The sequence below is a fragment of the Pseudomonas kairouanensis genome, from assembly GCF_004682055.1.
Classification (GTDB): domain Bacteria; phylum Pseudomonadota; class Gammaproteobacteria; order Pseudomonadales; family Pseudomonadaceae; genus Aquipseudomonas; species Aquipseudomonas kairouanensis.
This window is the reverse complement of sequence record NZ_QUZU01000006.1, coordinates 101,683-126,075: the sequence shown is the minus strand read 5'-3', so window position 1 is coordinate 126,075 and position 24,393 is coordinate 101,683. Positions and strand designations below refer to the sequence as shown.

Sequence of the window (24,393 nt, the reverse complement as noted above, 5' to 3'; positions counted from 1 at the left end):
GACCTGTTGTGCCTGGGTCTTCGCGTTACACCTGCCGATACGGCAACGCCGTGCGCGCCTCTTCGGCATAGGCCACAATCCCCACTCGCTCACGTTCCAGAAAATCCTCCACCGCGTTCTTCAACCCCGGATGGCGCAAGTAGTGCCATGACCGCGTAATCACCGGTTCAAACCCGCGAATCAACTTGTGCTCACCCTGGGCGCCGGCGTCGAAGCGTTGCAGGCCGTGGGCGATGGCGTAGTCCATGCCCTGGTAGAAGCAGGTTTCGAAATGCAGGCGATCGAATTCCGCCAGGCAGCCCCAGTAACGACCGTAGAAGCTGTCGCCACCGATCAAGCTGAAAGCCATGGCCACCGGCCGCGTTCCTTGTTTGGCCAGCACCACGCGGATGGCCTCGGGCATGCGCTCGGCCAGCAGGCTGAAAAACGCGCGGGTCAGGTAGGGGGATTGGCGGCGTACGGCGTAGGTATTGGCGTAGCAGGCGTAGACAAAATCCCACTGCGCCTCGCTCAGTTCGTGACCTTGCAGCCACTCGAAGTCGATACCCTGCCCCGCCACTTGTTCGCGCTCTTTGCGCATTTGTTTGCGCTTGCGTGAACTGAGCGCGTCGAGGAAATCCTGGAAATCGCGATAGCCGCGGTTCTGCCAGTGAAACTGACACCCCAGGCGCTGCAGCCAGCCGGGTTGTTGCGCCAGAGCTGCATCGGCCAGGTCGTCGGTGAAGTTGATATGGGCGCTGGAGAGCCCTTCGATTTCCAGGTAGCCCGGCAGGCTCTTGATCAGCTCCAAACCCTCTTCGGCACTGGCCGCCAGCAAGCGTGAACCACTCACGGGACTGAAAGGCACCGCCGTCAACAGCTTGGGGTAGTACTCGATGCCAGCGCGCTCGCAGGCGTCGGCCCAGCCATGGTCGAACACGTACTCGCCATAGGAGTGCCACTTGCGATAACTGGGCAACGCCGCCACCAGCCGCTCGCCTTCCCAATGCAGCAAATGCTCCGGTTGCCACCCCGAGTGCGGGCCCACGCTGCCGCTGTCTTCCAGCGCACTCAGGAACGCGTGCCGTACAAACGGCTGGGCGTGCGTAACCAGTGCATCCCAGGTCGTCGGGGCGATTTCGGACAGGCTGTCCAGGCGTTGCAACGGCATTGGCATCCTCACTGAATCGGGGCGTGAAAGCCTCGCGAGTATCGCCTATCGACGGCCCCGATACACCCCCGAATCGCCGGACAAGGCTCTAAACCAATAGTTCCCATGATGAACAATTTGTCATCTAGATGACATCACTTAGCCACTGCTCCGTCATAAACGATCGTGATACTGACGCCTGTTTTTAGAGCGCCTGGTTCTAGCAGGTGGTTATTTTTTCCGTCCCTTATCGGTCGGTAGTGTCCTGGATGGTTTGCCATCCCTCCTCACCTTCGGAGATTGATATGCGTCTTGCTTCCACTAAAACTGCGGCGATCCTGTGCGGCGGCCTGTTACTGGCCCTGAGCGTTCCGGCCAGCGCTGCAGTCGACGCCAAGTTGCTCGACATGCTCAAGGCCAACGGCCAGATCACCCCGGCGCAATACACCGAACTGCAGGCCGAACTGGCCAATGACCAGAAAGAAAAGCAGATCGCACGCCAGGCTCAACAAGAGACCAACGAGCAGATCGCGGCCACCGCGAAGAAAGCCGATGCACTGAGCACGTTCGACCAAAAACTGGCGTGGGCCGCCAAGACTCAGTTCAAGGGTGACGTGCGTATGCGTCATGAGACCATCAAGGTCGAAGGCGAAAATGGCGTAACCCGCGCCGGCGTCACCGGTCGTGACAAGGACCGTGAGCGTATCCGCGCCCGTCTCGGTGCCTACACCGAGATCAACCCGCAAGTGGACACCGGTATCCGTATCGCCACCGGCGGCGGCAGCGATGCACGCTCCACCAACCAGGACCTGGACGGTTACTTCGATAAAAAATCGATCTGGCTCGACCTCGGCTACATCGACTACCACCCGGACCAGATCAAGAACCTGCACATCATTGGCGGCAAGATGCTGCAACCCTGGGTCAACATGGGCGACGTGATCTGGGATAGCGATATCAACCCAGAAGGCCTGGCAATCACCTACAAGTACCCACTGGGCGGCAGCGCCGAACTGTTCGGTAGCTTGGGTAACTACAACCTCAAGGACAACGTCGACGGTGACGGCGTGCAGTACCGCCATGACCTGCGCCTGACCACCGGCCAGTTGGGTACCCGTTTCTCGGTCACCGACAACTTGAAAATGACCCTGGGCGGCAGCGTCTACGCCTACCAGAACGATGAAGACAGCCGTGCCTCCGGCACCAGCACGCCAAACGTGTTGGCGACCAACGGCAACACCCCTAACGGCGAGTTCCGCCTGTATGAAGGCTTCGGTCAAGTCGATATCGGCGGCCTGGCAGTACCGCTGTCGTTCTACGGCCAGTACGTGAAAAACAACGACGCCATCGACGACGAAGACACCGCCTGGTTGCTGGGTGCCAAGTCCAAGGTGTTCGGGTTCAACCTGGACTACAACTACCGCGACGTGCAGAAAAACGCGGTGGTGGGTGCCTTTACCGACTCCGACTTCGGCGGTGGCTTCACCGGTTCCCGTGGTCACAAGTTCAAGGTTGGCTACGACATCGACAAGAACTTCTCCGTCGGTGCCACGTACTTCCTGACCAAGACCGATACCTACAGCCGCACGATGCTGAACGACAGCGCCAAGGCCAACACCTTCCAGCTGGACGCCGAAGCCAAGTTCTGATTGTAGATGTGATAAGCCTTGGGCCAGGACGGCCCGAGGTCGCTGCATCAGTCTTGCGCGGTGGGATCGGTCCCCATCATCCGTCCGATCCCGCCACGCAGGCCTGCTTACTCCCCGCCTTTCTGATCCTTGAGCCGCTCTTGAGCCAAGCGCTGGGCCAAGGCATCCACTCCTTCCACCGGCTCATCCGGCATTATCTTCAGCGTGGCCTGCATCAGGCGCATCTGGCGGATAAAGCGTCGGCAGTTCGGGCAAAACATCAAGTGATGACGCACCAGCAGGCGTTCGCGAAAGGTCAGTTGACCATCGAGAAAGTCACTGGAACGTGCCACTTGTTCTTTACAGGTCAACATTCGCCCGTTTCCTCAAAATGCTCCACCGTGGCGAAGACTTTAAGCCGTGCTCGATGCAGCAGCACACGGACATTGGAGAGCGAAAGCGTCAGCAGATTACAGATTTCTTCCAACTCCAAGCCCTGGCGTTCACGCAACACCAGCACACTGCTTTGCAGCTCGGACAGGCTCAGCAGGGTATGTTCAAGGCAATCGCGCAGCTCATCTTCGGTCAGCAGCGCCTCTGGGGTGTCCTGGTGCCAGGCATAGGGAGCAACGGCCCAGTGGCCATCGTCGGGAGTGAAGCGATCGTCACCGATGGTGCCATGCGGGGACGGCAGGTCATCGAGCAGCACTTCGCGGCGGTTCTGTTTATAGCGGCCCTTGGCAGCGTTGGCAGTGATGGTCAGCAGCCAGGTCTTGAGGCTGGAACGGCCTTCGAATTTCGACAGGCTACGCACCACCGACAGCCAGGCATCCTGGACGATTTCGTCGGCGTGGCGCTGGCCGACAATGGCATAGGCCACCGCCCGCATGGCGCTCTGGTAGGTGCTAACCAACTCCTTGTAGGCCCGCTGCTCACCCTTGAGCAGGCGTTCAAGCAGGTGCGCGTCGTCCGCTGCTGCCATGGTCTACCTCAATTTCACCTTGAGAATGCAATTCAATGGGGGAGCGGGTTTGCTCGCGAAGGCGGTGTGTCAGCCTGCACATGTTTCTACGACCCACCGCTTTCGCGAGCAAGCCCGCTCCCACATTTTTGACCGAGCAAGACCTGACGATCAGCGTTTGCGCAGGATCACGCTGCCGATCGAATAGCCCGCACCGAACGAGCTGAGTACGGCCACGGAGCCCTGGGGCAAATCGTCCTGGTAGGTGTGGAACGCAATCACCGAACCCGCCGAGCTGGTATTGGCATAGGTATCAAGGATCACCGGCGCCTCTTCCACCGTGGCTTCGCGGCCCAGCAGTTTCTTCACGATCAGGTGGTTCATGCTCAGGTTGGCCTGGTGCAGCCAAAAGCGTTTCACATCGGCCACGTCCAGCTGGTTTTCAGCCAGGTGCACGCCAATCAACTCGGCGACCATTGGGCACACATCACGGAAGACCTTGCGGCCTTCCTGCACGAACAGTTTGTCTGGCGCGCCGATGCCCTCTTCCGCTGCGCGGTTGAGGAAGCCGAAGTTGTTGCGGATGTTATTGGAGAACTTGGTCAGCAGCTTGGTGCTAACGACGTCGAACTGATGCTCGGAGGTCGCCAGGTCTTCGCGTTCCAGCACCACGGCCGTGGCTGCATCGCCAAAGATGAAGTGGCTGTCGCGGTCACGGAAATTCAGGTGACCGGTGCAGACTTCCGGGTTGACCATCAGAATCGCCCGGGCCTGGCCCAGCTGGATGCTGTTGGCGGCGTTCTGGATGCCGAAGGTGGCCGAGGAGCACGCCACATTCATGTCAAAGCCGAACCCTTCGATACCCAGGGCTTCCTGCACTTCGATAGCGATGGCCGGGTACGCGCGTTGCAGGTTGGAACAGGCGACGATCACGCCGTCGATATCGGCAGCGGTCTTGCCGGCACGTTGCAAGGCCTGTTCGGCAGCGCCGACGGCCATCTGGCAGAGCACCGACCATTCGTCGTTGCTGCGCTCGGGCAGGCGCGGGGCCATACGTTGCGGGTCGAGGATGCCGTCCTTGTCCATCACGAAACGGCTCTTGATGCCCGAGGCTTTTTCGATGAAGGCTGCGCTGGATTCGGTCAGCGCCTGCACGTCGCCACGCTCGATGGCGGCGGCATTGTCGGTGTTGAATTGCTGAACGTAGGTATTGAAAGACTGCACCAGCTCTTCGTTGGAGATGCTGTTGGCCGGGGTGTACAGGCCAGTGCCGCTGATGACGACGTTATGCACGGTCGTTCCTCTAAATCTGTCAGGCAGGGATATTGGCACCTTAGTACCAAACTATAAGTAGTCCGATTCCGCCCAGCGGACATCAAACTGGCATCGCTTTATTCCATCGCGCCGTGGCTGCAACAGTCAGCCTGTAACGACGATCCCGGCATTTATAGGCGCGAAGTTTGCCACAAACCTTGGATTTTGGCGCTATATCCGGACAAACACCTTTTCCCCTTGAAATGCGATCCCATGTGGGAGCGGCGGTGCGACGACTCTACTTGCTCGCGAAAGCGGTGTATCAGCCAAAGCTGCATTGACTGATATACCGCTTTCGCGAGCAAGCCCGCTCCCACAGGGGTTTTGCGTTGGCCTTCAGGCTTCGACTTGGCTCCATTGCTTGCTCAGGCGCTTATCGGAAATCGGCACCTTGGTGCCCAACTGCTGGGCAAACAACGAAACGCGATATTCCTCCAGCCACCAGCGGTAAAGCTCCAAGTGAGGATCGCGCTTGCCCTCCTGGGCGTGTTTTTTCAGACGGTTCTCGTATTGCGCCCACAGGCCGCTCAGTTCGCCGCTCCACACCCGATCCTTTTGCACTTGGCTCGGCAGTTTTTCCAGACGCAGTTCGACGGCCTTGAGGTAGCGCGGCAGTTCCTTGAACCATTGCGACGGCGTTTCGCGGACAAAACCTGGGTACACCAAATGGCTCAGTTGCTGCTTGATGTCGTTCAAGGCCACGGCCTGGGCCAGGTCGATCTTGCCTTTGAAACGCTTTTGCAAACCGTGCCAGAGCTTCAGGATTTCCAAGGTCAGGCGCGCCGTGCGCTCTGCGTGCTCGGTCCAACTGCCACGCTTGCGCTCGGCAAGGGCCGCCAATCCGGCGCCATCACGCGGCAGGCTGGCTTCGCCTTCGAGCACGCAGGTGTCGAGGCTGGCCAGCAGGATGTCTTCCACCAGCGCGTCGATGCGCCCCAGTTCGCGGTACATCAGCCCCAATTCGGTCAGGCCCGGCAATTTGCCCCGCAGGAATTTCGCCGGTTCCGCCAGTTGCTGCATCAGCAAGCGCTGTAAGGCGCGGCGGTGTTGGAACTCGGCTTCGGCGGCGGTGGAAAACCGCCCTTCCTTGACCGTGCCGTTTTCTTCCACCAGCGCCGGGTACACCGTCATCGACAGCCCGGCGATTTTCTGCTGGGTCTTCTGCGCCACCGCCGCGAACACCTTGGCCTCCACCGGCTGCTGGCTTTTTGCGGTTTGCGGCACGGCCAAGGCAGCCTGGCTGGCCTCGGCAAAACGTGCGGTCAACTCGGCCAGGTCACGGCCTTCACCGAGGAACTTGCCCTGGCCGTCGACCACTTCCAGGTTCATCTTCAGGTGGTTTTCCACCTGCTGCGCCGCCTCGGCCCAGGCTTCATCACTCACCCGCGCGCCGGTCATCCGCAGCAATTCACGCCCCAGGGCCTGGGGCAGCGAACCCTGGCCAAACTCCATGCGCTGCAGCGCAGCCTTGACGAAGTCCGGCACCGGCACGAAATTCTTGCGCAGCGCCTTGGGCAGGTTGCGCACCAGGGCGATGCACTTGGCTTCGATCACCCCCGGCACCAGCCATTCCAGGCGCTCCGGCGGCAGGGCCGGCAACAGCGGCGCGGGCACCCGCAGGGTCACGCCGTCGCGGGGGTGGTTGGGCTCGAAGTGGTAACTCAGCGCCAGTTCCAGGTCGCCCAGGTGCAAGGTGTCCGGGTAATGCTGGGCCGTGACTTCACTGGCTTCGCGGGCCAGAACGTCCTCTTCGCGCATGATCAACAGCTGCGGGTCTTTCTGGCTGTTGATCTTGTACCAGCTGTCGAACGTTGCCGTCTGGTGGATCTCGGCCGGCAACCGCGCATCGTAGAAGGCGTAGAGGGTTTCTTCGTCGGCCAGAATATCGCGACGGCGCGCCTTGGCTTCCAGTTCGTCGAGTTGCTCCAGCAGTTGCTGGTTGGCAGTGAGGCATTTGGCACGGGATTGAATCTCGCCACGCACCAGGCCTTCGCGGATAAACAACTCGCGGGACACCACCGGATCAACCGGCCCGTAATGCACCGGGCGCCGCCCGACCACGATCAGCCCAAACAGGGTGATCTGCTCAAACGCTACCACCTGGCCGCGCTTCTTCTCCCAATGGGGTTCGAAGTGGTTTTTCTTGATCAGGTGCCCGGCCAGCGGTTCGATCCAGTCGGCGTCGATCTTGGCCACCATGCGCGCATACAGCTTGGTGGTTTCCACCAGTTCGGCGGTCATCAGCCATTGCGGGCGCTTTTTGCCGATGCCCGACGAGGGATGAATCCAGAAACGCCGCTGACGTGCGCCGAGGTAGTCGCCGTCTTCGGTCTTCTGGCCGATCTGGCTGAGCAGCCCGGAGAGCACCGCCTTGTGCAGCTTGGGGAAATCCGCCGGTTCTTTGTTGACCGTCAACTGCATGTCGCGGCAGATCAGGCTCAACTGGCGATGGGAGTCGCGCCACTCGCGCAGGCGCAGGTAGTTGAGGAAGTTCTTGCGGCACCAGTTGCGCAGCGGGCTGGCGGTCAGTTCCTGGCGCTGTTCTTCGAAGCCGCGCCACAAATTGACCAGCCCGGCGAAGTCCGAGTCCGGGTCTTTCCACTGGGCATGGGCCTGGTCGGCGGCCTGCTGGCGCTCCGGCGGGCGCTCGCGCGGGTCCTGGATCGACATGGCGCTGGCCACGATCAGCACTTCCTGCAGGCTGCCCAGCTTGGCCGCCTCCAACAGCATGCGGCCCATGCGCGGGTCCACCGGCAGGCGTGCCAGTTGGCGGCCCAGCGGGGTGAGCTGGCTGTTGCGGTCGACCGCCGAGAGTTCTTGCAGCAGGTTGAAACCGTCGCTGATGGCCTTGCCGTCCGGCGGCTCGATAAACGGGAAGTCGGTGATCTCGCCCAGGCGCAGGTGCAGCATCTGCAGGATCACGGCGGCAAGGTTGGTGCGCAGGATCTCCGGGTCGGTAAATTCCGGGCGGCCGATAAAGTCTTCTTCGCTGTACAAGCGGATGCAAATACCCGGCTCAACCCGACCGCAACGGCCCTTACGCTGGTTGGCGCTGGCCTGGGAAATAGCCTCGATGGGCAGGCGCTGCACCTTGGCGCGGTAGCTGTAGCGGCTGATGCGGGCGGTGCCACTGTCGATCACATAGCGAATGCCCGGCACCGTCAGCGAGGTTTCCGCGACGTTGGTGGCCAGCACCACGCGCCGCCCTGGGTGGGACTGGAAGATCCGCTGCTGTTCGGCCGGTGACAGGCGCGCATACAGCGGCAGGATTTCGGTGTGCTTGAGCTGGGCCTTGCGCAGCATGTCGGCGGCATCGCGAATCTCGCGCTCGCCAGGCAAGAACACCAGCACATCCCCTGGGCTGCGGCGCTCGCTACGCTCATAGGCGGCAATTTCATCGAGGCTGGCGAGAATCGCCTGGTCAACCGTGAGGTCGTCCTCGACGCGGTTGCCCTCCTCGTCCTGTTCCAGGGTCAGCGGGCGATACCAGGTGTCCACCGGGAAGGTGCGGCCGGAGACCTCGACAATCGGCGCATCGTCAAAATGCTTGGAGAACCGCTCCAGGTCGATGGTCGCCGACGTGATGATGACTTTCAGGTCCGGACGGCGTGGCAGCAAGGTTTTCAGGTAGCCCAGCAGGAAGTCGATGTTCAGGCTGCGTTCGTGGGCTTCGTCGACGATGATCGTGTCGTAGCGTTCCAGGTAGCGGTCGTTCTGGGTTTCCGCCAGCAGGATACCGTCGGTCATCAGCTTGATCAGGGTGTTGGAGTCGCTCTGGTCTTCAAACCGGACTTGATAGCCGACCAACGCACCCAGGGGCGTGGCCAACTCTTCGGCCACCCGGCTGGCCACGCTGCGCGCCGCGATTCGGCGCGGCTGGGTATGGCCGATCAGGCCGAACTGGCCACGGCCGATCTCCAAACAGATCTTGGGTAACTGGGTGGTTTTGCCCGACCCGGTCTCGCCGGCAATGATCAGCACCTGGTGCTTGTTCAGCGCCGCTTTGATTTCATCGCGCTTGGCCGCAATCGGCAGGCTGTCGTCGTAGCGGATCACCGGCACGCTGGCGCGCCGCGCCGTGACCTGGGCGCAGGAGGCCTGCATGCGCGCCACCCACTGCGCCAACTTGTCCTCGTCGGGCTTCTTACGCAGCTCCAGCAACTGCCGGCGCAAGCGGTGGCGGTCGGCGAGCATGGCGTGATCGAGGGTTTTGAGCAGTTGGTCGATAGTGGGCGCTTGGTCGGTCATCGGGTACGCAAGGGTCGTCTTATGTAGGCAGGGGGCGGATTGTCGCAGAAAACCGTCCGCCCGCGCGCCCCTCATTCGCTGTCGCGGTCCTTGCGCCGATAAGGGAATACATCGATGACCTTGCCCGCGCGAATCGCCTCCTGCAGGCCTTTCCAGTAGTCGGCGTTGTACAGCTCGCCATGGAGTTGGTCGAACAGCTTGCGCTGGCCGGCGTCGGCAAACAGGAACGGCGGGAACTCCTCCGGGAACACATCCAGCGGGCCGATGGAGTACCAGGGCTCGGAGGCCATTTCGTCCTCGGGGGTACGCGGCGCGGGGATATGGCGGAAATTGGCCTCGGTGAGAAAACAGATTTCGTCGTAGTCGTAGAACACCACCCGGCCATGGCGGGTGACGCCGAAGTTTTTCAGCAGCATGTCGCCGGGGAAGATATTCGCCGCCGCCAGTTGCTTGATGGCCAGGCCGTAGTCCTCCAGGGCTTCGCGCACCTGGGCGTCGTTGGCGTTGTCGAGGTAGAGGTTGAGCGGGGTCATGCGCCGCTCGGTCCAGCAGTGGCGGATCAGCACCGTTTCGCCCTCCACCTCGACGGTACCGGCGGCCACTTCCAGCAGTTCGGCCAGGCACTCGGGCTCGAACTTACTCAGGGGAAAGCGGAAGTCGGCGAATTCCTGGGTGTCGGCCATGCGCCCTACCCGGTCGACGCTTTTGACCAGGCGGTACTTCTCGATCACCGTGGCGCGGTTGACGTTTTTCGACGGTGAGAAGCGGTCCTTGATGATCTTGAACACGGTGTTGAAGCCCGGCAGGGTAAACACGCTCATGACCATGCCGCGCACGCCGGGGGCCATGATGAACTGATCGTCGGTGGTGGCCAGGTGGTTGATCAATGCACGGTAGAACTCCGACTTGCCGTGCTTGTAGAACCCGATGGAGGTGTACAGCTCGGCGATGTGCTTGCCCGGCAGGATGCGCTTGAGAAAGCCGATGAATTCGGCCGGCACCGGCACATCCACCATGAAGTAGGAACGGGTGAACGAGAAGATGATCGACACGTCGGCTTCGTCAGTGATCAGCGCATCGATCTGGATGCCCTGGCCTTCGCGGTGCAGCAGCGGGATCACCAGCGGCCATTGTTCGTCGCGGGTGTAGATACGCCCTACAAGGTAGGCGCCTTTATTGCGGTAGAGCACCGAGGAAAACAGCTCGACCTTGAGGTCCGGGTCCTTGCAGACCCAGTCGGGGAGGTTCTCCCTTAATTGGGTTTCCAGGCGCTGAAGGTCGGCGTCGAGGTCGGCATAAGGTTCGCTGAAACGGTAGTCTGCGAAGATCTGCGCCAGCATTGCCGGGATCTTGCCCACAGGCGTGTAGGTGCGCGTCTGCGCCGCCCGTGCCCGACGCAGGCTGGGCCGGGTGGTGTGGATGAACATGCAGCCGTCGCTGATCAGGTCATGGCTGAACAGGCCGCAAAAGATCGAGTTGTACCAGGTCTCGGACAGCTCATCGTCGAAACGCAGGTCGATCAGGCCGATGTAGGCGTTTTTCACCAGGGGCCACAGTTCGACGTCCAGCAAGGTGGCGCCTTCGAAACCGTTACGCAGGCGTTCGCTGACTTCACCCACCTTCTCTTCATACAGGTTGATCCGCGCCGCCGAGGCCGCCTGGCCCTGTTGCCACTGGGCCTTTTCGAAGCGCTCGCGGGCGCCGTCGGTGATCTGGCGGAAGTGCTCACGGTAGTCGTCGAAGCCATCGAGGATCATCTGGGCGATAGCGAGGGCGGGCTGGGACATGCGGGAAACCTCTACGGGCATCTGGAAGACCTGAGCTTAGCCAGTGTAGGGAGGCAGGAGAAGGCCGTTTTTTTGGCCCTCGTTGTACAACTTCGTACATTTCGTACATTTATTTTCGAATGTCATAAATCGACCAACTGGTCAGATAACGCACTGAAAAAGTTGCACGCCCTCTCATCGCGGCGCCTGCAACGCTGTGGCTCGGCGCTCAAAGCGCGTCATCGTACAGGCGTAGCTGGGCAACATGCCTTTGTAACCAACGTGATACAGCGTAAGGGAAACCCTGATTACCACAGTAATGGCACTTTGCTATATAGCGCGCCCGTTCCCACCCTAACAAGGTCTGAAGACCGATCCGGGATACGGTTTTAATCGCCCAAGGAGCATTGAGATGTCATTGAGGAATATGAAGATCGGCCTGCGCGCCAGTCTGAGTTTTGGAGTATTGGCCAGTCTGTTGGTAATCGTCGGCCTGTTTGGCCTGGGCCAGATGGCCAAGCTGCGCGAGAGCGCGCTGGTCATCGAAGAGACGTGGATGCCGAGCATCGAGAACATCCACGACAGCGCCGCCCTTGTGGCCAGCATTCGCCTGGAAGCCCTGCGCCTGGCCACCAGCGACGAATCACGGGTTCGCGACACCAGTAAAAACCTGATCGCCCGCCAGCGCGGCGAACTGCAAACCCTGCTGGACCGCCACGAAAACCTGCTGAGCAATGACGAGGAACGCGAGTTGCTCAAACAGGTGAAAAACGACATCAGCACCTACCTCACCATCGTCGGGCAGATGGTCACGCTGGTGGACAAGGATCAACAGCAAGACGCCATCGACCTGCTGACCAGCCGCCTGGCGCCCCAGGGCGTGATCCTCAACCAGAGCCTGGAAAACCTGATTGTGTTCAATCAGAACGGTGTCGAGGCTGCGGCGGATTCGGCCGCGCAGATGTATACGAGTGCGCTGTGGATCGTCGGCCTGATCATCGTTGTCGCGCTGATCGTCACGTTGCTGCTGGCCTGGCTGCTGACCCGCAGCATCACCGCGCCCATTGGCCAGGCGCTGCGCGTGGCACGCACCATTGCCGCCGGCGACCTGAGCCAACCGATTGCCGTCAGTGGCCAGGACGAACCGGCGCAGTTGCTCACGGCATTGGCCACCATGCAGACGCAGTTGCAATCGACCATCCGAGGCATCAGCGAGTCGGCGCAGCAGTTGGCGTCGGCCGCCGAAGAGATGAGTTCGGTGATGGAGCAGAGCACCCAAGGCCTGCAGACACAGAACGATGAAATCGAACAGGCTGCCACCGCCGTCAACCAGATGAGCGCCGCAGTGGATGAAGTGGCGGGCAATGCGGTGTCCAGCGCCGAGGCGTCCAAGGCCTCGGATGAAGACAGCAAGCACGGTCACTACCAGATCAGCGAAACCATCAGTTCGATCCAGAACCTGGTGGACGAAGTGCTCGGTGCTTCGAACAAGGCCGAAAGCCTGGCGCTCCAGGCCCAGGGCATCAGCAAAGTGTTGGAAGTGATCCGTGGCATCGCCGGGCAAACCAACCTGCTGGCCCTCAACGCTGCAATTGAAGCGGCGCGTGCCGGCGAGGCCGGGCGTGGGTTTGCGGTGGTGGCCGATGAAGTGCGCTCCCTGGCGCAACGCACCCAGGACTCCACCGAAGAAATCGAGCAGATGATCACGGGCATCCAGCAAGGCACCCAGGGCACCGTCGATGCGTTGAACAGCAGTGCCGAACACGCCGGGCAGACCTTGCAACGGGCCAACAGCGCCGGCAGCGCCCTGGAAAAAATCACCGCAGCCATCTCGCAGATCAGCCAGCGCAACCTGGTGATCGCCAGCGCCGCCGAGCAGCAGGCCCTGGTGGCGCGGGAGGTGGACCGCAGCCTGGTGAATATCCGTGACCTGTCCACCCAGACCGCCGCCGGCGCCACCCAGACATCCGCCGCCAGCCAGGAATTGTCGCGCCTGGCGGTGGACCTGAATGGGTTGGTCACGCGGTTTGTCCTGTAATCAATCGAGGCGGCGTGCAACACTCGCCGCCTTATTGAGGTAGGAGCCTACCGTGAGACCTGTCGACACCCTTTACTTGCTGGGACTCGCCGCCATTTGGGGCGCAAGTTTTCTGTTCATGCGCATCATCGCGCCGGAGATTGGCGCGGTGCCGACTGCGTTTTTCCGCGTATCCATTGCCGCCGCCGGGTTGCTGGCGATCCTGGCGATGATGCGGGTGAGTTGGGATTTCCAGGGCAAGTTCAAGACGGTCTTGCTCTTGGGCGTGATCAACTCCGGGGTCCCGGCGACCATGTATTCGGTGGCCGCCCAAGTGTTGCCGGCGGGTTACTCGGCGATCTTCAACGCCACCACGCCGTTGATGGGCGTGTTGATTGGCGGGCTGTTTTTCAGCGAGCGGCTCACTGCGTCGAAAGTCGCCGGGGTGTTCCTCGGCCTGCTGGGCGTGGGCGTATTGACCCGCGCCGGGCCGGTGGCATTTGACGTGCCCTTGTTGATGGGTGCCGTGGCCTGCCTGGTGGCCACCACCTGTTATGGCTTTGCCGGGTTCCTCGCACGGCGCTGGCTGGACCAGCGTGGCGGACTGGACAGTCGCCTGTCGGCCTTGGGCAGCATGCTCGGCGCCAGCCTGTTCTTGTTGCCGTTCTTTGCCTACAGCGCGCTCCGCCACCCCCCTGCCAGTTGGGGTGGATGGCAGGTGTGGATGTCGCTGTTGGGCTTGGGGCTGGTGTGTACGGCGCTCGCTTACGTCCTGTACTTCCGCTTGCTGTCCGCCATCGGCCCGGTGAAGTCGATGACCACTACCTTTTTGATCCCGCCCTTTGGCGTGTTGTGGGGTGCGTTGTTGCTGGATGAGCCGTTGTCGATGGCCCATCTGTATGGCGGGGTGTTGATTGCAGGGGCGCTGTGGTTGGTGTTGCGGCCCAAGAGGCTGTAGCCGCGAGCGTGTTGCCGAAGATCAAAGCGTCCATCACCGCAGCCTGCAGCATCGGCTTGCCGGGGCGCTCGCATGGAGGAGGTTTCATCCAAGTGGCGTAGGACTGGTCGCTATAATGCCGCCGAGTTTTTCCCAAGGATCCCCCATGATTGCACTGCCCTGGCTGTACCTGGCCCTTCTTTCCATCGGCTATGCAATGGCCCTGACCTACGGGCAGCTGGGAATATTGGCGGCGGTGTCCGTTGCCCTGCTGCTGATCGCAGGCTTTGCCGTGCGCCAGCAACACACACCCTGGGCACGCTACCTGGGCCACGGCTTGTTTGTCGTGCTGGCCGTGAGCCTGGCGATGCATTGGCTGCCGGGCTTCTACAACGGACGCGGCATTGCTTCCCAGCATTTCACCGCTGACGCCGTGCCCTTCTCGATGTACCTGAACCAGGACAAGCCGCTGATTGGCTTCTGGTTAATGCTGGCCTGCCCGTGGATTGTCGCGCGGCGCAGCCTGCGGCTGACGTTGTGTGTCACGGCCCTGGCCCTGACCCTCACCGCCATCGCCGCCCTGGGTGGCGCGGCTTTGCTGGGGGTGATTAGTTGGGCACCGAAATGGCCCGAACAAGCCTGGCTGTGGGTGCTGAACAACCTGTTGCTGGTCACCCTGGTGGAAGAGGCGTTGTTCCGGGGCTACGTCCAGGGTGGCCTGCGCCGGCGCTTCAAGCACCTGCCCTACGGCGAGAACCTTGCGCTGTTACTGGCCTCGCTGCTGTTTGGCCTGGTCCACCTGGGCGCGGGCTGGCACTGGGTGCTGCTGGCGAGCATTGCCGGCGTGGGCTATGGCCTGGCCTATCGCTTCGGCGGCCTTGGCGCAGCGGTGGCCACGCACTTTGGCTTGAACCTGTTGCACTTTGGCTTGTTTACCTACCCGATGCTGGCGGGCTGACCCTCCTCGCGTTCGCGCAATCGCGCACTACCTATCCGAACGGTCAGTAGCCGACCGTTCGTCCCATGGGCAGAATTGCCCAAGCCCCTTCATTGCCTGAAACCGTGCAATAACGCGCAGCCGCTGCCCTGACAGGCGCGGCTCTGCGTTTACGGCACCTGTGCACCCGCGTTTCAGGCGTCGGTTTTTTCCTCAAGACAAGAAGCCCTCTATGCCCATCAAGACGCTGTCCGTTTTCGGCACCCGTCCGGAAGCCATCAAAATGGCGCCGATGGTTATCCATCTTGCGGACGACGACCGTTTTATCTCCAAAGTCTGTGTCACGGCCCAACATCGGCAGATGCTGGACCAGGTACTTGAGTTGTTCGAGCTGACCCCCGACTACGACCTGAACATCATGAAGGCCGGCCAGAGCCTGACCGATGTGACCACGGCGATCATCCAGGGGCTGCAAGGCGTACTGGAAGACTTCAAGCCCGATGTGATCCTGGTGCATGGCGATACAGCAACCACCTTCGCCACCAGCCTGGCCGCGTACTACCAGCAGATACCCGTGGCCCATATCGAAGCCGGGCTGCGCAGCAACAACCTCTACTCGCCATGGCCCGAGGAAGGCAACCGCCGCCTTACCGGCAGCCTCGCCGCGTTGCATTTTGCGCCCACGCAAACCGCCCGGCAGAACCTGCTCAATGAAGGCGTCGCCTACGGGCGTATTCATGTGACGGGCAACACTGTGATTGATGCGTTGTTCAGCGTGGTCGCCAAACTGTCCCCCTCGACATCATCGTTGCGCACCCGGCTGGACCAGCAATTTGCGTTTTTGCCCCAGGGCCAGAAGATGGTGCTGGTGACGGGCCATCGCCGCGAAAACTTTGGTGAAGGTCTTGAACGTATTTGCCAGGCGCTGGCCGAGGCCGCCGCGTGTTTTCCAGCGGTGGCCTTTGTCTACCCGGTTCACCTCAACCCCAATGTGCAGGAGCCTGTGCGACGCCTGTTGGCGGGGATCAACAATGTGCACCTGATCGAACCTCAGGATTACCTGCCGTTCGTTTACTTGATGACCCGCGCGTACCTGATCCTCACGGACTCGGGCGGTATCCAGGAAGAAGCCCCTTCCCTGGGCAAGCCGGTCCTGGTGATGCGCGACACTACCGAGCGCCCCGAAGCCGTCGAAGCGGGAACAGTCCGCTTGATCGGTACCGAAATCGCGTCGATTACCCACCACCTCAAGGACCTGCTCGGCGATGAAACCGCTCACCACGCCATGAGCAGTGCCCATAACCCCTATGGCGACGGCAATGCCTGCCGGCGCATCTGCGAAATACTGGTCACCACCTGGCAAACAAACGAGGCGGCCGCATGAGTGTTTCAACCCTCTGCGTGATCGGCCTTGGCTACATTGGCCTGCCCACTGCCGCAACGTTCGCCTCCCGTGGCCGGCACGTCATTGGCGTTGATATCAACCCGCACGCGGTGGACAGGATCAACCTCGGCCAGGTGCATATTGTGGAGCCGCAGCTTGAGCAACTGGTTCACGCGGTGGTCAGCCAAGGTTATTTGCGCGCGACCACCCGGCCCGAACCGGCCGACGCTTTCTTGATTGCCGTGCCCACGCCGCTGACGGAAAACCGTGAACCCGACCTGAGCTGTATCGAGGCAGCGTGCCGGGCAATCGCCCCGGTGCTGAAAAAAAAGGACCTGGTGGTCCTGGAATCCACATCACCGGTCGGCACCACCGAAGGGGTCGCCCAGTGGCTGGCCCGCGCTCGACCAGACCTGACATTCCCAGCCACCCACGGGCAGGCCAGTGACATCCGTATCGCCCATTGCCCTGAGCGGGTATTGCCGGGTCATGTGTTGCGCGAGCTGGTCACCAATGACCGGATCATCGGCGGCATGACCCCTGCCTGTTCCGCAGCGGCGGTGCAGCTGTACCAGCAATTTGTCGAAGGCCAATGCATCGTCACCGACACCCGCACCGCCGAGATGTGCAAGCTGGTGGAAAACAGTTTTCGCGACGTCAATATCGCCTTCGCCAATGAGCTGTCGATGATCTGCGCCCCGTTGAAGATCAACCCCTGGGAGCTGATTCGCCTGGCCAACCATCATCCGCGGGTGAACATCCTGCAACCGGGGCCGGGCGTCGGCGGCCATTGTATTGCGGTCGATCCCTGGTTCATTGTCAGCAAAAGCCCGGACTGTGCGCAGTTGATCCGCACGGCTCGCGAGGTCAATGCGCGCAAATCCCAATGGGTGATCGAGCAGGTCAAGCTGGCAGTGGCCGACCTGCTGTTCAGGCAGCCTGGGCTGAGTGCGCACACCGTGCGTATTGCCTGTTATGGCCTGGCGTTCAAGGCCGACATCGATGACCTTCGCGAAAGCCCATCTGTCGCCATCGCCCGCCAGTTGGCTGCCGAATTGGGGGTAACGCTGCTGCTGGTGGAGCCGAATATCGACGCGCTGCCCGCCGAACTGCGGGGGCATGCATTGACCGATATCGCCTGTGCCCGCGAGAGCGCGCACATCCATGTAGTGTTGGTGGGGCATCGCGAATTCAGGTCGATGCCCACGCTGCATCCCCACGGCGTGGTGATTGATGCCGCCGGGGTACTGGCCGATGTCAATGGATGAGGCCCAGGCGCCTGTCGCCGCCCAGCACCAGCAACTGGAGGCTCTCAGGGCACAGCTTCGTCAGCTACAGGCCAAGTGTCACCGCCTGGAAAGCCGATTGATCCAGACGCGCACCAGCACCACCTATCAGTTGGGTTACCAATTGCGCCTGGGGGTGACTTCGGTGCGTGGGCTCCTGCAGTTGCCGGTAGCCCTGTTCAAACTCTACCGAGCCGCCAGTGCGCGGCGCAAAGCCCGAGCACCGCAAGTAATACCACCGACGGCCCTTGCATCACCGGACCTCGTCGTTCACCCGCCGACGCCCGCGCCGCGCCCGTTGCCACAGGCCGAATACCTGCGCAGCCAGTTGATGATTCCCCCCCAGGAGCGGGCAAACTCCGTCAAGATCGCCTGCGTGCTGGACACCTTCAGCTACGAGGCTTTTCGCTATGAAAGTGAGCTGTTGCAACTGACCCCGGAGCAGGCGCTGGCCGAACTGCACGCTTTCCAACCCGACCTGTTGTTTGTCGAGTCCGCCTGGTGCGGCAAGGATGATCGCTGGACAAGAAAGATCGCCCCCAACTGCCAGGAACTGCGAGACGTGTTGACCTGGTGCCGAACGCACCAGGTGCCCACGGTGTTCTGGAACAAGGAAGACCCGGTGCATTTCGAGACCTTCCTCGGCACCGCCAAACAGTTCGATATCGTCTTTACCACGGATATCGACTGTATCGCGCGCTACAAAAGCGCGCTGGCCCATGAGCGGGTCTATCTGCTGCCCTTTGCCTGCCAGCCTGCCGTGCACAATCCGATCGAGTTGTTCGAGCGCAAGGAGGCCTTCTGTTTCGCCGGCTCCTACTATGCCCGCTACCCCGAGCGCAGCCGCGACCTCGCGCATTTGGCCAGTGCCCTGTCAGCCTGGCGGCCGTTGGAAATCTATGACCGCAATGGCGGTAAAACAGCCCTCGACTACCAGTTTCCGCCGGCCTATCGCGGCTGCATCGTCGGCACCCTGGACGCGGCAGAAACCGACCTGGCCTACAAGGGCTACCGCTACGCGCTCAACCTCAACTCGATCAAACACTCTCAATCGATGTTTGCCCGTCGTGTCTTCGAATTGCTGGGCTCCAACACGCTGACCGTGAGCAACTTCTCCCGGGGGCTTCGCATGCTGCTGGGTGACCTGGTGGTCTGTTCCGATCACGGCGAGGAAGTACTACGCCGGCTCGACAGCCCCGCCGCGCATGCCAAATGGCGCTTGCTGGGCTTGCGCAAAGTGATGCAGGAACACACCTACGCCCACCGCTTGAATTACGTACTGAGCAAGGCGAAAGGCCACGCGCAGGAGGTGCCGCTACCGAGTATCTGCCTGTTTGCCACGGCGGCCGATGACGCTCAAATGCACGCTCTGGCACAGCATCTGCAACGGCAACGCTACCCCCACGTCAGACTCTGTGTGGTCAAAGCCGCAGGCGTCAGGGGGCCCATTGTCGCTGATTCGCGCATCCAACTGATCGACTGCAAACGGCTCGGCGGCCTCACGCTGGGCGAACTGGCAGGCGACGCGGCGTGGTTTGGCGTCCTGCGCGCCGAGGATTACTACGGGCCCCACTACCTGCTCGACCTCGCCCTGGCCACGCGTTACAGCCAGGCCCGGGTCATCGGCAAGCGGGCTCACTATGCCGCCCACGCACATGACATCCAGTTGCAAAACGCCGGCCAGGAGTACCGCTGCTGCCCAGGCATGGCGGCGCGCCGCGCCCTGATCAAAACCTGCGTGCTGGCGCACCAACCGGCCCGTGATTGCCTTGAAAACCTGGCAAGCCTCACCTTCACCCACCCGCAATCGCTGGCACTTGACCCTTTCAACTATTGTGAAAATGCCGCCCACTGCGATCAACAGCAGGTCCAGGCCGTGGTGGACGATGTTGCGCTGTTTACGGGCGTCGACTGGCCAGGCCTAGTGCGCAGCAGCGAAGCGCTTGGCCCACAGCAAGCGCCTGTCACCTGCCCGCAAATCAGCGGAGCGGCCCTGGCCAAGTTGTTTGGCCCTGTGCGCAGCAAGCACCTGAACGTCCAGGTCGTAGAGGAGGGCTGGCACCTGCGCGCCACCCTCGCAGACGGGCAACATGAATACTGCTATGCCCGGCAGGATTGGAGCATTGACGTGCTGGAGGACCGCTCCACTCTGAGGCTACTGCTCGACGCCACGCCCGGCCTTCACCTGCAGTGGGTCGTGCTGTTCCTGGATGCACACAAGCAACGCATCAGCCACGTCATGCAGTTGGCCAATCGCAATCAGGCCTGGGAGGTTCCACCCGAGGCCGCCTACCTGCGCCTTGGCCTGCGGGTGTATGGCAGCGGCAGTACGACGATCAAGGCCCTGATCAAGGGGCACCGCGACACACCGCCCTCGACACTGCTTGCAAAGGCGCAACACCTGCTGCTGACCAACCACTACCCGGCCTATGACGACCTGTATCGTAACGGTTTTATTCACACGCGTGTGATGGCCTACCGAGCACGCGGGCTCGAGATGGATGTGTTCCGCTTGCGGCTCAATCAGGCGCTGGATTTTCAGGAATTCGAAAACATCGATGTAACCACCGGCCCGCCAACCGCCCTGGCGAATCTGCTGGGCTCGGGTTGCTACCGGTCAGTGCTGGTGCACTTTCTCGATGCCCCGATGTGGGAGGTGTTGCGCCCATTCCTGCCCACCCTCCAGGTCATCGTGTGGGTCCATGGCGCCGAGATCCAACCCTGGTGGCGCCGCGCTTATAACTACAGCGACGCGCAACAATTGCAGTTGGCCAAGCTCGACAGCGACCAGCGCCTGGGCTTCTGGCGCGGCGTGCTGCAGCCGATGCCGGCCAACCTGCAACTGGTGTTCGTGTCCCGCCAATTTGCCGACGAAGTGATGCAGGACCTGGGGTTTGAGCTACCGCAAGAACACTATCGGATCATCCACAACCCCATTGATACCCGGCTGTTTTCCTTCCAGGAAAAACCGCCGCAGCAACGCCGGAAAATCCTGTCGATCCGCCCCTATGTGTCGCGCACCTACGCCAATGACCTGAGCGTGAAAGCCATCCAGCTGCTGGCCAGCAAACCCTGGTTCAACCAGCTTGAGTTTCTGATGGTGGGCGATGGGCCGTTGTTTGAAGAGACCCTGGCGCCACTGCGCCACTACCCGAACGTGAAAATCGAAAAGCGCTATTTGAAACAAGCCGACATCGCCAGGCTGCACAAAGACTACGGGGTGTTCCTGTGCCCTAGCCGAATGGATACGCAGGGCGTCTCCCGTGATGAGGCGATGGCCTCGGGGCTGGTGCCCGTGACAAGCCGGGTCGGGGCCATTGCCGAGTTTGTGGATGACCGCTGCGGCTTCCTGTGTACCGCCGAAAGTTTCAGCGAGCTTGCCGAGGCGATAGAGGCGTTGTTCCTCAACCCGGCACTGTTCACGCAAAAGTCCCTCAACGCCAGGCAGCGCGTGTGCCTGCAACGGGACATGCACCCGGTGTGCACGTCGGAGCTGAGCCTGATCCGAGAAGCGCTCCCGTGACTGAACGCGTCAAACCGCTGTACCAACGCATCGCAGCGACGCTCGCCTGGTGCATCTCTCTGGGCCATGACTTCATGACAATCGCCCCACGCACCACCCTGACGGTGCAGGTGGCGCACCTGTGCGCCCAGGTGTTGCTGATCCTGACGTTTTTCCTGCCGATCAAGATTGTCGTGCTGCTGGGCTCCGATACGGTCCCCGCCTACTTGCCGCCGTGGCTGCAGGGGGTGCAGAAAAACGCCCTGATCGTCGGCCTCAGCGTGCTGACCGTGCTGTTGTACGCACTGCATCTAGGCGCTGGGATCGTCGTGAATCGTTACGCCAGGGCCGGTGCGCGCGCGCTGATAAACCAAGGCGAAAACGCCAGCGTGCTGGCGGCACAACTGCCGCTGGCGACTCGGGTGTTTTCCAGGTTCACCCGGGGTTTATCGGACGCATCATTTGCCCTGATGGCCTTCACGGGGCTGCTGTGCCTCTACCCGTCCCTGATGCTGGTCTGCCTGGTTTATTTTGCACTCGCAACCGCTGCACTCATGGCCTTGCACAGCCGGCACCCACGGATACGGTCGATCCTGGCGTGCCACCCGCTGGCCGTCTGCGACGCCTTCTACTCGACGGGGTTTCTCGCCACATTCGCCTTCATGATCCTGGACTTTCTCTACCTGATACCGCCGCCGCTGTACGTCGCGCTTATCTCGCTGATTGTGCTGCGCCAGAGCCTGAACCGGTTGAAATCCATGAGCCAGGACATTCTTTTTCTCAGCAGCCATGCCCGCCACATCACATCGATGCGTCCTGCGGCCAAGCGTTGCCCCTGAGGTTTTACCGTTAACAGGAAGCAAGACCGTGCCCCGTATTGCCATGATCGTCTGGAATGAATTTCGCAATGACGCCCGTGTATTGAAAGAAGCCCAGACGCTGCAGTCGGCGGGCTACCCAGTCACGGTCTTTGCCCTGCACACGCCCGGCGTCACCCGCCGCCATGAAGTGCTGGCCGACGGTATCCGCATCGTGCGCGTGGGGCATGGGGGGCGCAAGGCACGCTCGCGATCAGAACGCCCCGCCGCTGCCCCAACGCGTCTGCCCCTACGGCGCGTGCTTTCACGGCTGTGGGTAAACGCAGGACTGGCAGTGCGCATTGCGCTGCACCGTGCAGCGGTGGTGCATGCCCACGACGTCAACACCCTGCCCACTGCCTGGCTGGCTGCTCGCCTGAGCGGCGCCAAGCTGGTGTATGACGCCCACGAGATCAGCACCAGCCGTGAAGGCTATGGTCGCTTTCGCCGATGGGTAGCACGTATCGAAGGGCAACTCATGCCCAGGGCCCAGGCGACGATCACCACCACCGACAGTCGCGCCCGTTTCTTTGCCAGGGCCTACAAGATTGCACGCCCGCTGGTGCTGCAAAATCGTCCGCGTTTGACCGACTACCCCAACACCCAGCGAATTCGCCACGAACTGGGCCTGCAACATCCCTGGCCCATTGTTCTCTATCAAGGTGGCCTGCAGCAGGGGCGTGGGCTGGAGCGCCTGCTGCGGGTTTCGGCAACACTGCCTGAGGCTTATTTTGTATTGATCGGCGACGGCAAGCTGGCCCCGCCGCTCAAGCAATTGAGCGAGGACCTTGGCCTGACCGGGCGGGTGCATTTTATCCCCACCGTCGCGCTGGCCGATTTACCGAGCTATACCGCATCGGCCGATATCGGGGTTCAGCCGATCGAAAACACCTGCCTGAACCATTTCACCACCGACTCCAACAAGCTCTTCGAATACATCATGGCCGGGCTGCCAGTAGTGGCCACGAACTTCCCGGAAATTCGCGCCGTTGTGCAGGCCCACGCTACCGGCCTGCTGATCCGCGCCGAGGGGGACGCTTCACTGCGCGAGGCGTTGAAGCAGTTGATCGATGACCCAGGATTGCGTAGGACACTGGCGGTTAACTCGACACACGCCGCGCAGCATCTGAACTGGGAGCAGCAGGAAAGCAAGCTGCTGGCGGTGTATCAACAATTGCTCGCCAGGCCTGTCGAGGTGCGGCCATGACCACGCGCATCCTGGTGTTGAGCTACTACTTTCCACCGGATCTGTCGGCGTCTCGCGCCCAGGCCCTGGTCAATGCGCTGTTGGCACACGACGAGGTCGAGATTGACGTGGTGACAACCCGTCCCAACCGGTATCGGTCCTACCGACCTGGAGATGATCACACCCCCTGCCCGCCTGCACTGTCAGTCACCCGTGTCGGCCTCCCCCCGTGGAGCTGCGGGCTACTGGGCCAGGCGCTGGGGTTCGCTCACTATGCCTTCGGCGTGCATAGAGCGATCAGGGGCAAACCCTATGACGTGATTGTCGCGACCTCCTCCCGGCTGATGACGGCGGCCTTGGCTGCGTCGATCACGCGCAAGACGCAGGTGCCGCTCTACCTGGATATCCGCGATATTTTCGTCGATGTGCTGCCCGAGCTGTTTCCTGGTCGCCTGGGCAAGGTCCTGGCTGGGTTGTTTCGTCGCGTGGAAGCGCTCACGCTCCAGCGCGCTGCACACGTCAACCTGGTGTCGCCTGGGTTCCTGGACTACTTTTCGACACGCTATCCGCACAAGACGTTTTCCACTCACACCAACGGCGTCGACGAACTGTTCCGTCAACCAGTGTGCTCAGCGGGTACGACAAACGCCCCCAACGCTCCACTGAACATTGTGTATGCCGGCAATATCGGCGTGGGCCAAGGCCTGGAAAAAATCCTCCCGCAACTGGCGGAACGCTTGGCAGGCAAGGCCTGCTTTTATGTGATCGGCGATGGCAATACCCGGAACAAACTGAGGCAAGCCCTGAAAAGGAGACAGGTCTACAACGTCGAACTGATTCCCCCCATGCCTCGCGAACGACTCATTCACTACTACCAGCGGGCCGATGTACTGTTTCTGCACCTCAATGACTTCAAGGCGTTTCTCAAAGTCATCCCGTCAAAACTGTTTGAGTATGCCGCCACGGGAAAGCCGATCCTGGCGGGTCTGGACGGCTATGCGAAAGCGTTCACCCTTCACTGCATCAGCAACGCGTCGGTGTTTGCTCCCACCAACCCCGATGCGGCCGTGGCTGCGCTGGCCAAGTTGAGCCTGACGGCCACTGACCGAAGCGCGTTCATACACGACTACGCCAGGGCTTCCATCCAGCAGCGAATGGCGATCGACATTCTCAAAACAGGAAACCCCAAATAGAACAGTGAGGTACGTATGGCCCCCGGATTGTTGCAAAAATAAGTTAAA

At 61.4% G+C, this 24,393-nt stretch carries 16 protein-coding genes; 10 read left to right on the top strand and 6 right to left on the bottom strand.

The genetic code is table 11. From position 1 onward, the window contains the following. Positions 1-25: 25 nt before the first annotated feature. Positions 26-1,150, bottom strand: coding sequence for a GNAT family N-acetyltransferase (locus DYL59_RS07555; RefSeq protein WP_135288606.1), 1,125 nt, complete (start codon positions 1,148-1,150; stop codon positions 26-28). A 284-nt stretch (positions 1,151-1,434) separates the two neighbouring features. Here DYL59_RS07555 and DYL59_RS07550 point away from each other — a divergent pair, with 284 nt between their 5' ends. Next, positions 1,435-2,778: a putative porin gene (locus DYL59_RS07550; protein WP_135288605.1), complete on the top strand. Its 1,344-nt coding sequence runs from the start codon at positions 1,435-1,437 to the stop codon at positions 2,776-2,778. A gap of 107 nt (positions 2,779-2,885) precedes the next feature. Here DYL59_RS07550 and DYL59_RS07545 read toward each other — a convergent pair whose 3' ends face one another. From DYL59_RS07545 to aceK, 5 genes are all read right to left on the bottom strand, one after another. Beyond that, the gene (locus tag DYL59_RS07545; RefSeq protein ID WP_135288604.1) at positions 2,886-3,131 is read right to left on the bottom strand and encodes an anti-sigma factor family protein; all 246 of its coding nucleotides are present in this window, start codon (positions 3,129-3,131) and stop codon (positions 2,886-2,888) included. Continuing rightward, positions 3,125-3,739, bottom strand: a complete 615-nt coding sequence (locus tag DYL59_RS07540; RefSeq protein ID WP_135288603.1) for an RNA polymerase sigma factor — start codon at positions 3,737-3,739, stop codon at positions 3,125-3,127. The genes DYL59_RS07545 and DYL59_RS07540 overlap by 7 nt, the downstream gene beginning before the upstream one ends. Positions 3,740-3,889: 150 nt before the next feature. Further along, positions 3,890-5,011 carry a beta-ketoacyl-ACP synthase III gene (locus DYL59_RS07535; RefSeq protein WP_135288602.1) on the bottom strand — a complete coding sequence of 374 codons (1,122 nt, stop codon included), beginning with the start codon at positions 5,009-5,011 and terminating at the stop codon, positions 3,890-3,892. Positions 5,012-5,368: 357 nt separating this feature from the next. Further along, on the bottom strand, positions 5,369-9,280 hold the full coding sequence (gene hrpA / locus DYL59_RS07530; protein ID WP_135288601.1) for an ATP-dependent RNA helicase HrpA: 3,912 nt from the start codon (positions 9,278-9,280) through the stop codon (positions 5,369-5,371). A 71-nt stretch (positions 9,281-9,351) separates the two neighbouring features. Further along, on the bottom strand, positions 9,352-11,067 hold the full coding sequence (gene aceK, locus DYL59_RS07525) for a bifunctional isocitrate dehydrogenase kinase/phosphatase (protein ID WP_135288600.1): 1,716 nt from the start codon (positions 11,065-11,067) through the stop codon (positions 9,352-9,354). Positions 11,068-11,458: 391 nt separating this feature from the next. On the opposite strand from aceK, the gene DYL59_RS07520 reads away from it, so the two are divergent. From DYL59_RS07520 to DYL59_RS07480, 9 genes are all read left to right on the top strand, one after another. Beyond that, positions 11,459-13,084 (top strand): methyl-accepting chemotaxis protein, encoded by a 1,626-nt coding sequence (locus DYL59_RS07520; RefSeq protein ID WP_135288599.1) that lies wholly within the window; start codon positions 11,459-11,461, stop codon positions 13,082-13,084. A 52-nt stretch (positions 13,085-13,136) separates the two neighbouring features. Continuing rightward, positions 13,137-14,021 carry a DMT family transporter gene (locus tag DYL59_RS07515; protein ID WP_135288598.1) on the top strand — a complete coding sequence of 295 codons (885 nt, stop codon included), beginning with the start codon at positions 13,137-13,139 and terminating at the stop codon, positions 14,019-14,021. A 145-nt stretch (positions 14,022-14,166) separates the two neighbouring features. Beyond that, positions 14,167-14,958, top strand: a complete 792-nt coding sequence (locus tag DYL59_RS07510; RefSeq protein ID WP_135288597.1) for a CPBP family intramembrane glutamic endopeptidase — start codon at positions 14,167-14,169, stop codon at positions 14,956-14,958. Between the two features lie 211 nt (positions 14,959-15,169). After that, positions 15,170-16,321, top strand: coding sequence for a non-hydrolyzing UDP-N-acetylglucosamine 2-epimerase (gene wecB / locus DYL59_RS07505; RefSeq protein ID WP_135288596.1), 1,152 nt, complete (start codon positions 15,170-15,172; stop codon positions 16,319-16,321). Then, positions 16,318-17,589: a UDP-N-acetyl-D-mannosamine dehydrogenase gene (gene wecC / locus DYL59_RS07500; protein WP_135288595.1), complete on the top strand. Its 1,272-nt coding sequence runs from the start codon at positions 16,318-16,320 to the stop codon at positions 17,587-17,589. The genes wecB and wecC overlap by 4 nt, the downstream gene beginning before the upstream one ends. Then, the gene (locus DYL59_RS07495) at positions 17,576-21,130 is read left to right on the top strand and encodes a glycosyltransferase (protein WP_167496664.1); all 3,555 of its coding nucleotides are present in this window, start codon (positions 17,576-17,578) and stop codon (positions 21,128-21,130) included. The genes wecC and DYL59_RS07495 overlap by 14 nt, the downstream gene beginning before the upstream one ends. Further along, positions 21,127-21,948, top strand: a complete 822-nt coding sequence (locus tag DYL59_RS07490) for a hypothetical protein (RefSeq protein WP_135288593.1) — start codon at positions 21,127-21,129, stop codon at positions 21,946-21,948. The genes DYL59_RS07495 and DYL59_RS07490 overlap by 4 nt, the downstream gene beginning before the upstream one ends. A 28-nt stretch (positions 21,949-21,976) precedes the next feature. Next, entirely contained in the window at positions 21,977-23,173 is a 1,197-nt protein-coding gene (locus DYL59_RS07485; RefSeq protein WP_135288592.1) for a glycosyltransferase family 4 protein, read from the top strand. After that, entirely contained in the window at positions 23,170-24,345 is a 1,176-nt protein-coding gene (locus DYL59_RS07480) for a glycosyltransferase family 4 protein (RefSeq protein ID WP_135288591.1), read from the top strand. Before DYL59_RS07485 ends, DYL59_RS07480 begins: the two co-directional genes overlap by 4 nt. The last annotated feature ends 48 nt before the right edge of the window (positions 24,346-24,393 follow it).

What these genes read in the sequence shown, in the direction of transcription:
- DYL59_RS07520 (WP_135288599.1), top strand. Translation starts at nt 11,459, where the DNA reads ATGTCATTGAGGAATATGAAGATCGGCCTGCGCGCCAGTCTGAGTTTT.
- DYL59_RS07545 (WP_135288604.1), bottom strand. Translation starts at nt 3,131, where the DNA reads ATGTTGACCTGTAAAGAACAAGTGGCACGTTCCAGTGACTTTCTCGAT.
- DYL59_RS07495 (WP_167496664.1), top strand. Translation starts at nt 17,576, where the DNA reads ATGTCAATGGATGAGGCCCAGGCGCCTGTCGCCGCCCAGCACCAGCAA.
- aceK (WP_135288600.1), bottom strand. Translation starts at nt 11,067, where the DNA reads ATGTCCCAGCCCGCCCTCGCTATCGCCCAGATGATCCTCGATGGCTTC.
- DYL59_RS07540 (WP_135288603.1), bottom strand. Translation starts at nt 3,739, where the DNA reads ATGGCAGCAGCGGACGACGCGCACCTGCTTGAACGCCTGCTCAAGGGT.
- DYL59_RS07480 (WP_135288591.1), top strand. Translation starts at nt 23,170, where the DNA reads ATGACCACGCGCATCCTGGTGTTGAGCTACTACTTTCCACCGGATCTG.
- wecB (WP_135288596.1), top strand. Translation starts at nt 15,170, where the DNA reads ATGCCCATCAAGACGCTGTCCGTTTTCGGCACCCGTCCGGAAGCCATC.
- DYL59_RS07550 (WP_135288605.1), top strand. Translation starts at nt 1,435, where the DNA reads ATGCGTCTTGCTTCCACTAAAACTGCGGCGATCCTGTGCGGCGGCCTG.
- DYL59_RS07555 (WP_135288606.1), bottom strand. Translation starts at nt 1,150, where the DNA reads ATGCCGTTGCAACGCCTGGACAGCCTGTCCGAAATCGCCCCGACGACC.
- hrpA (WP_135288601.1), bottom strand. Translation starts at nt 9,280, where the DNA reads ATGACCGACCAAGCGCCCACTATCGACCAACTGCTCAAAACCCTCGAT.
- wecC (WP_135288595.1), top strand. Translation starts at nt 16,318, where the DNA reads ATGAGTGTTTCAACCCTCTGCGTGATCGGCCTTGGCTACATTGGCCTG.
- DYL59_RS07510 (WP_135288597.1), top strand. Translation starts at nt 14,167, where the DNA reads ATGATTGCACTGCCCTGGCTGTACCTGGCCCTTCTTTCCATCGGCTAT.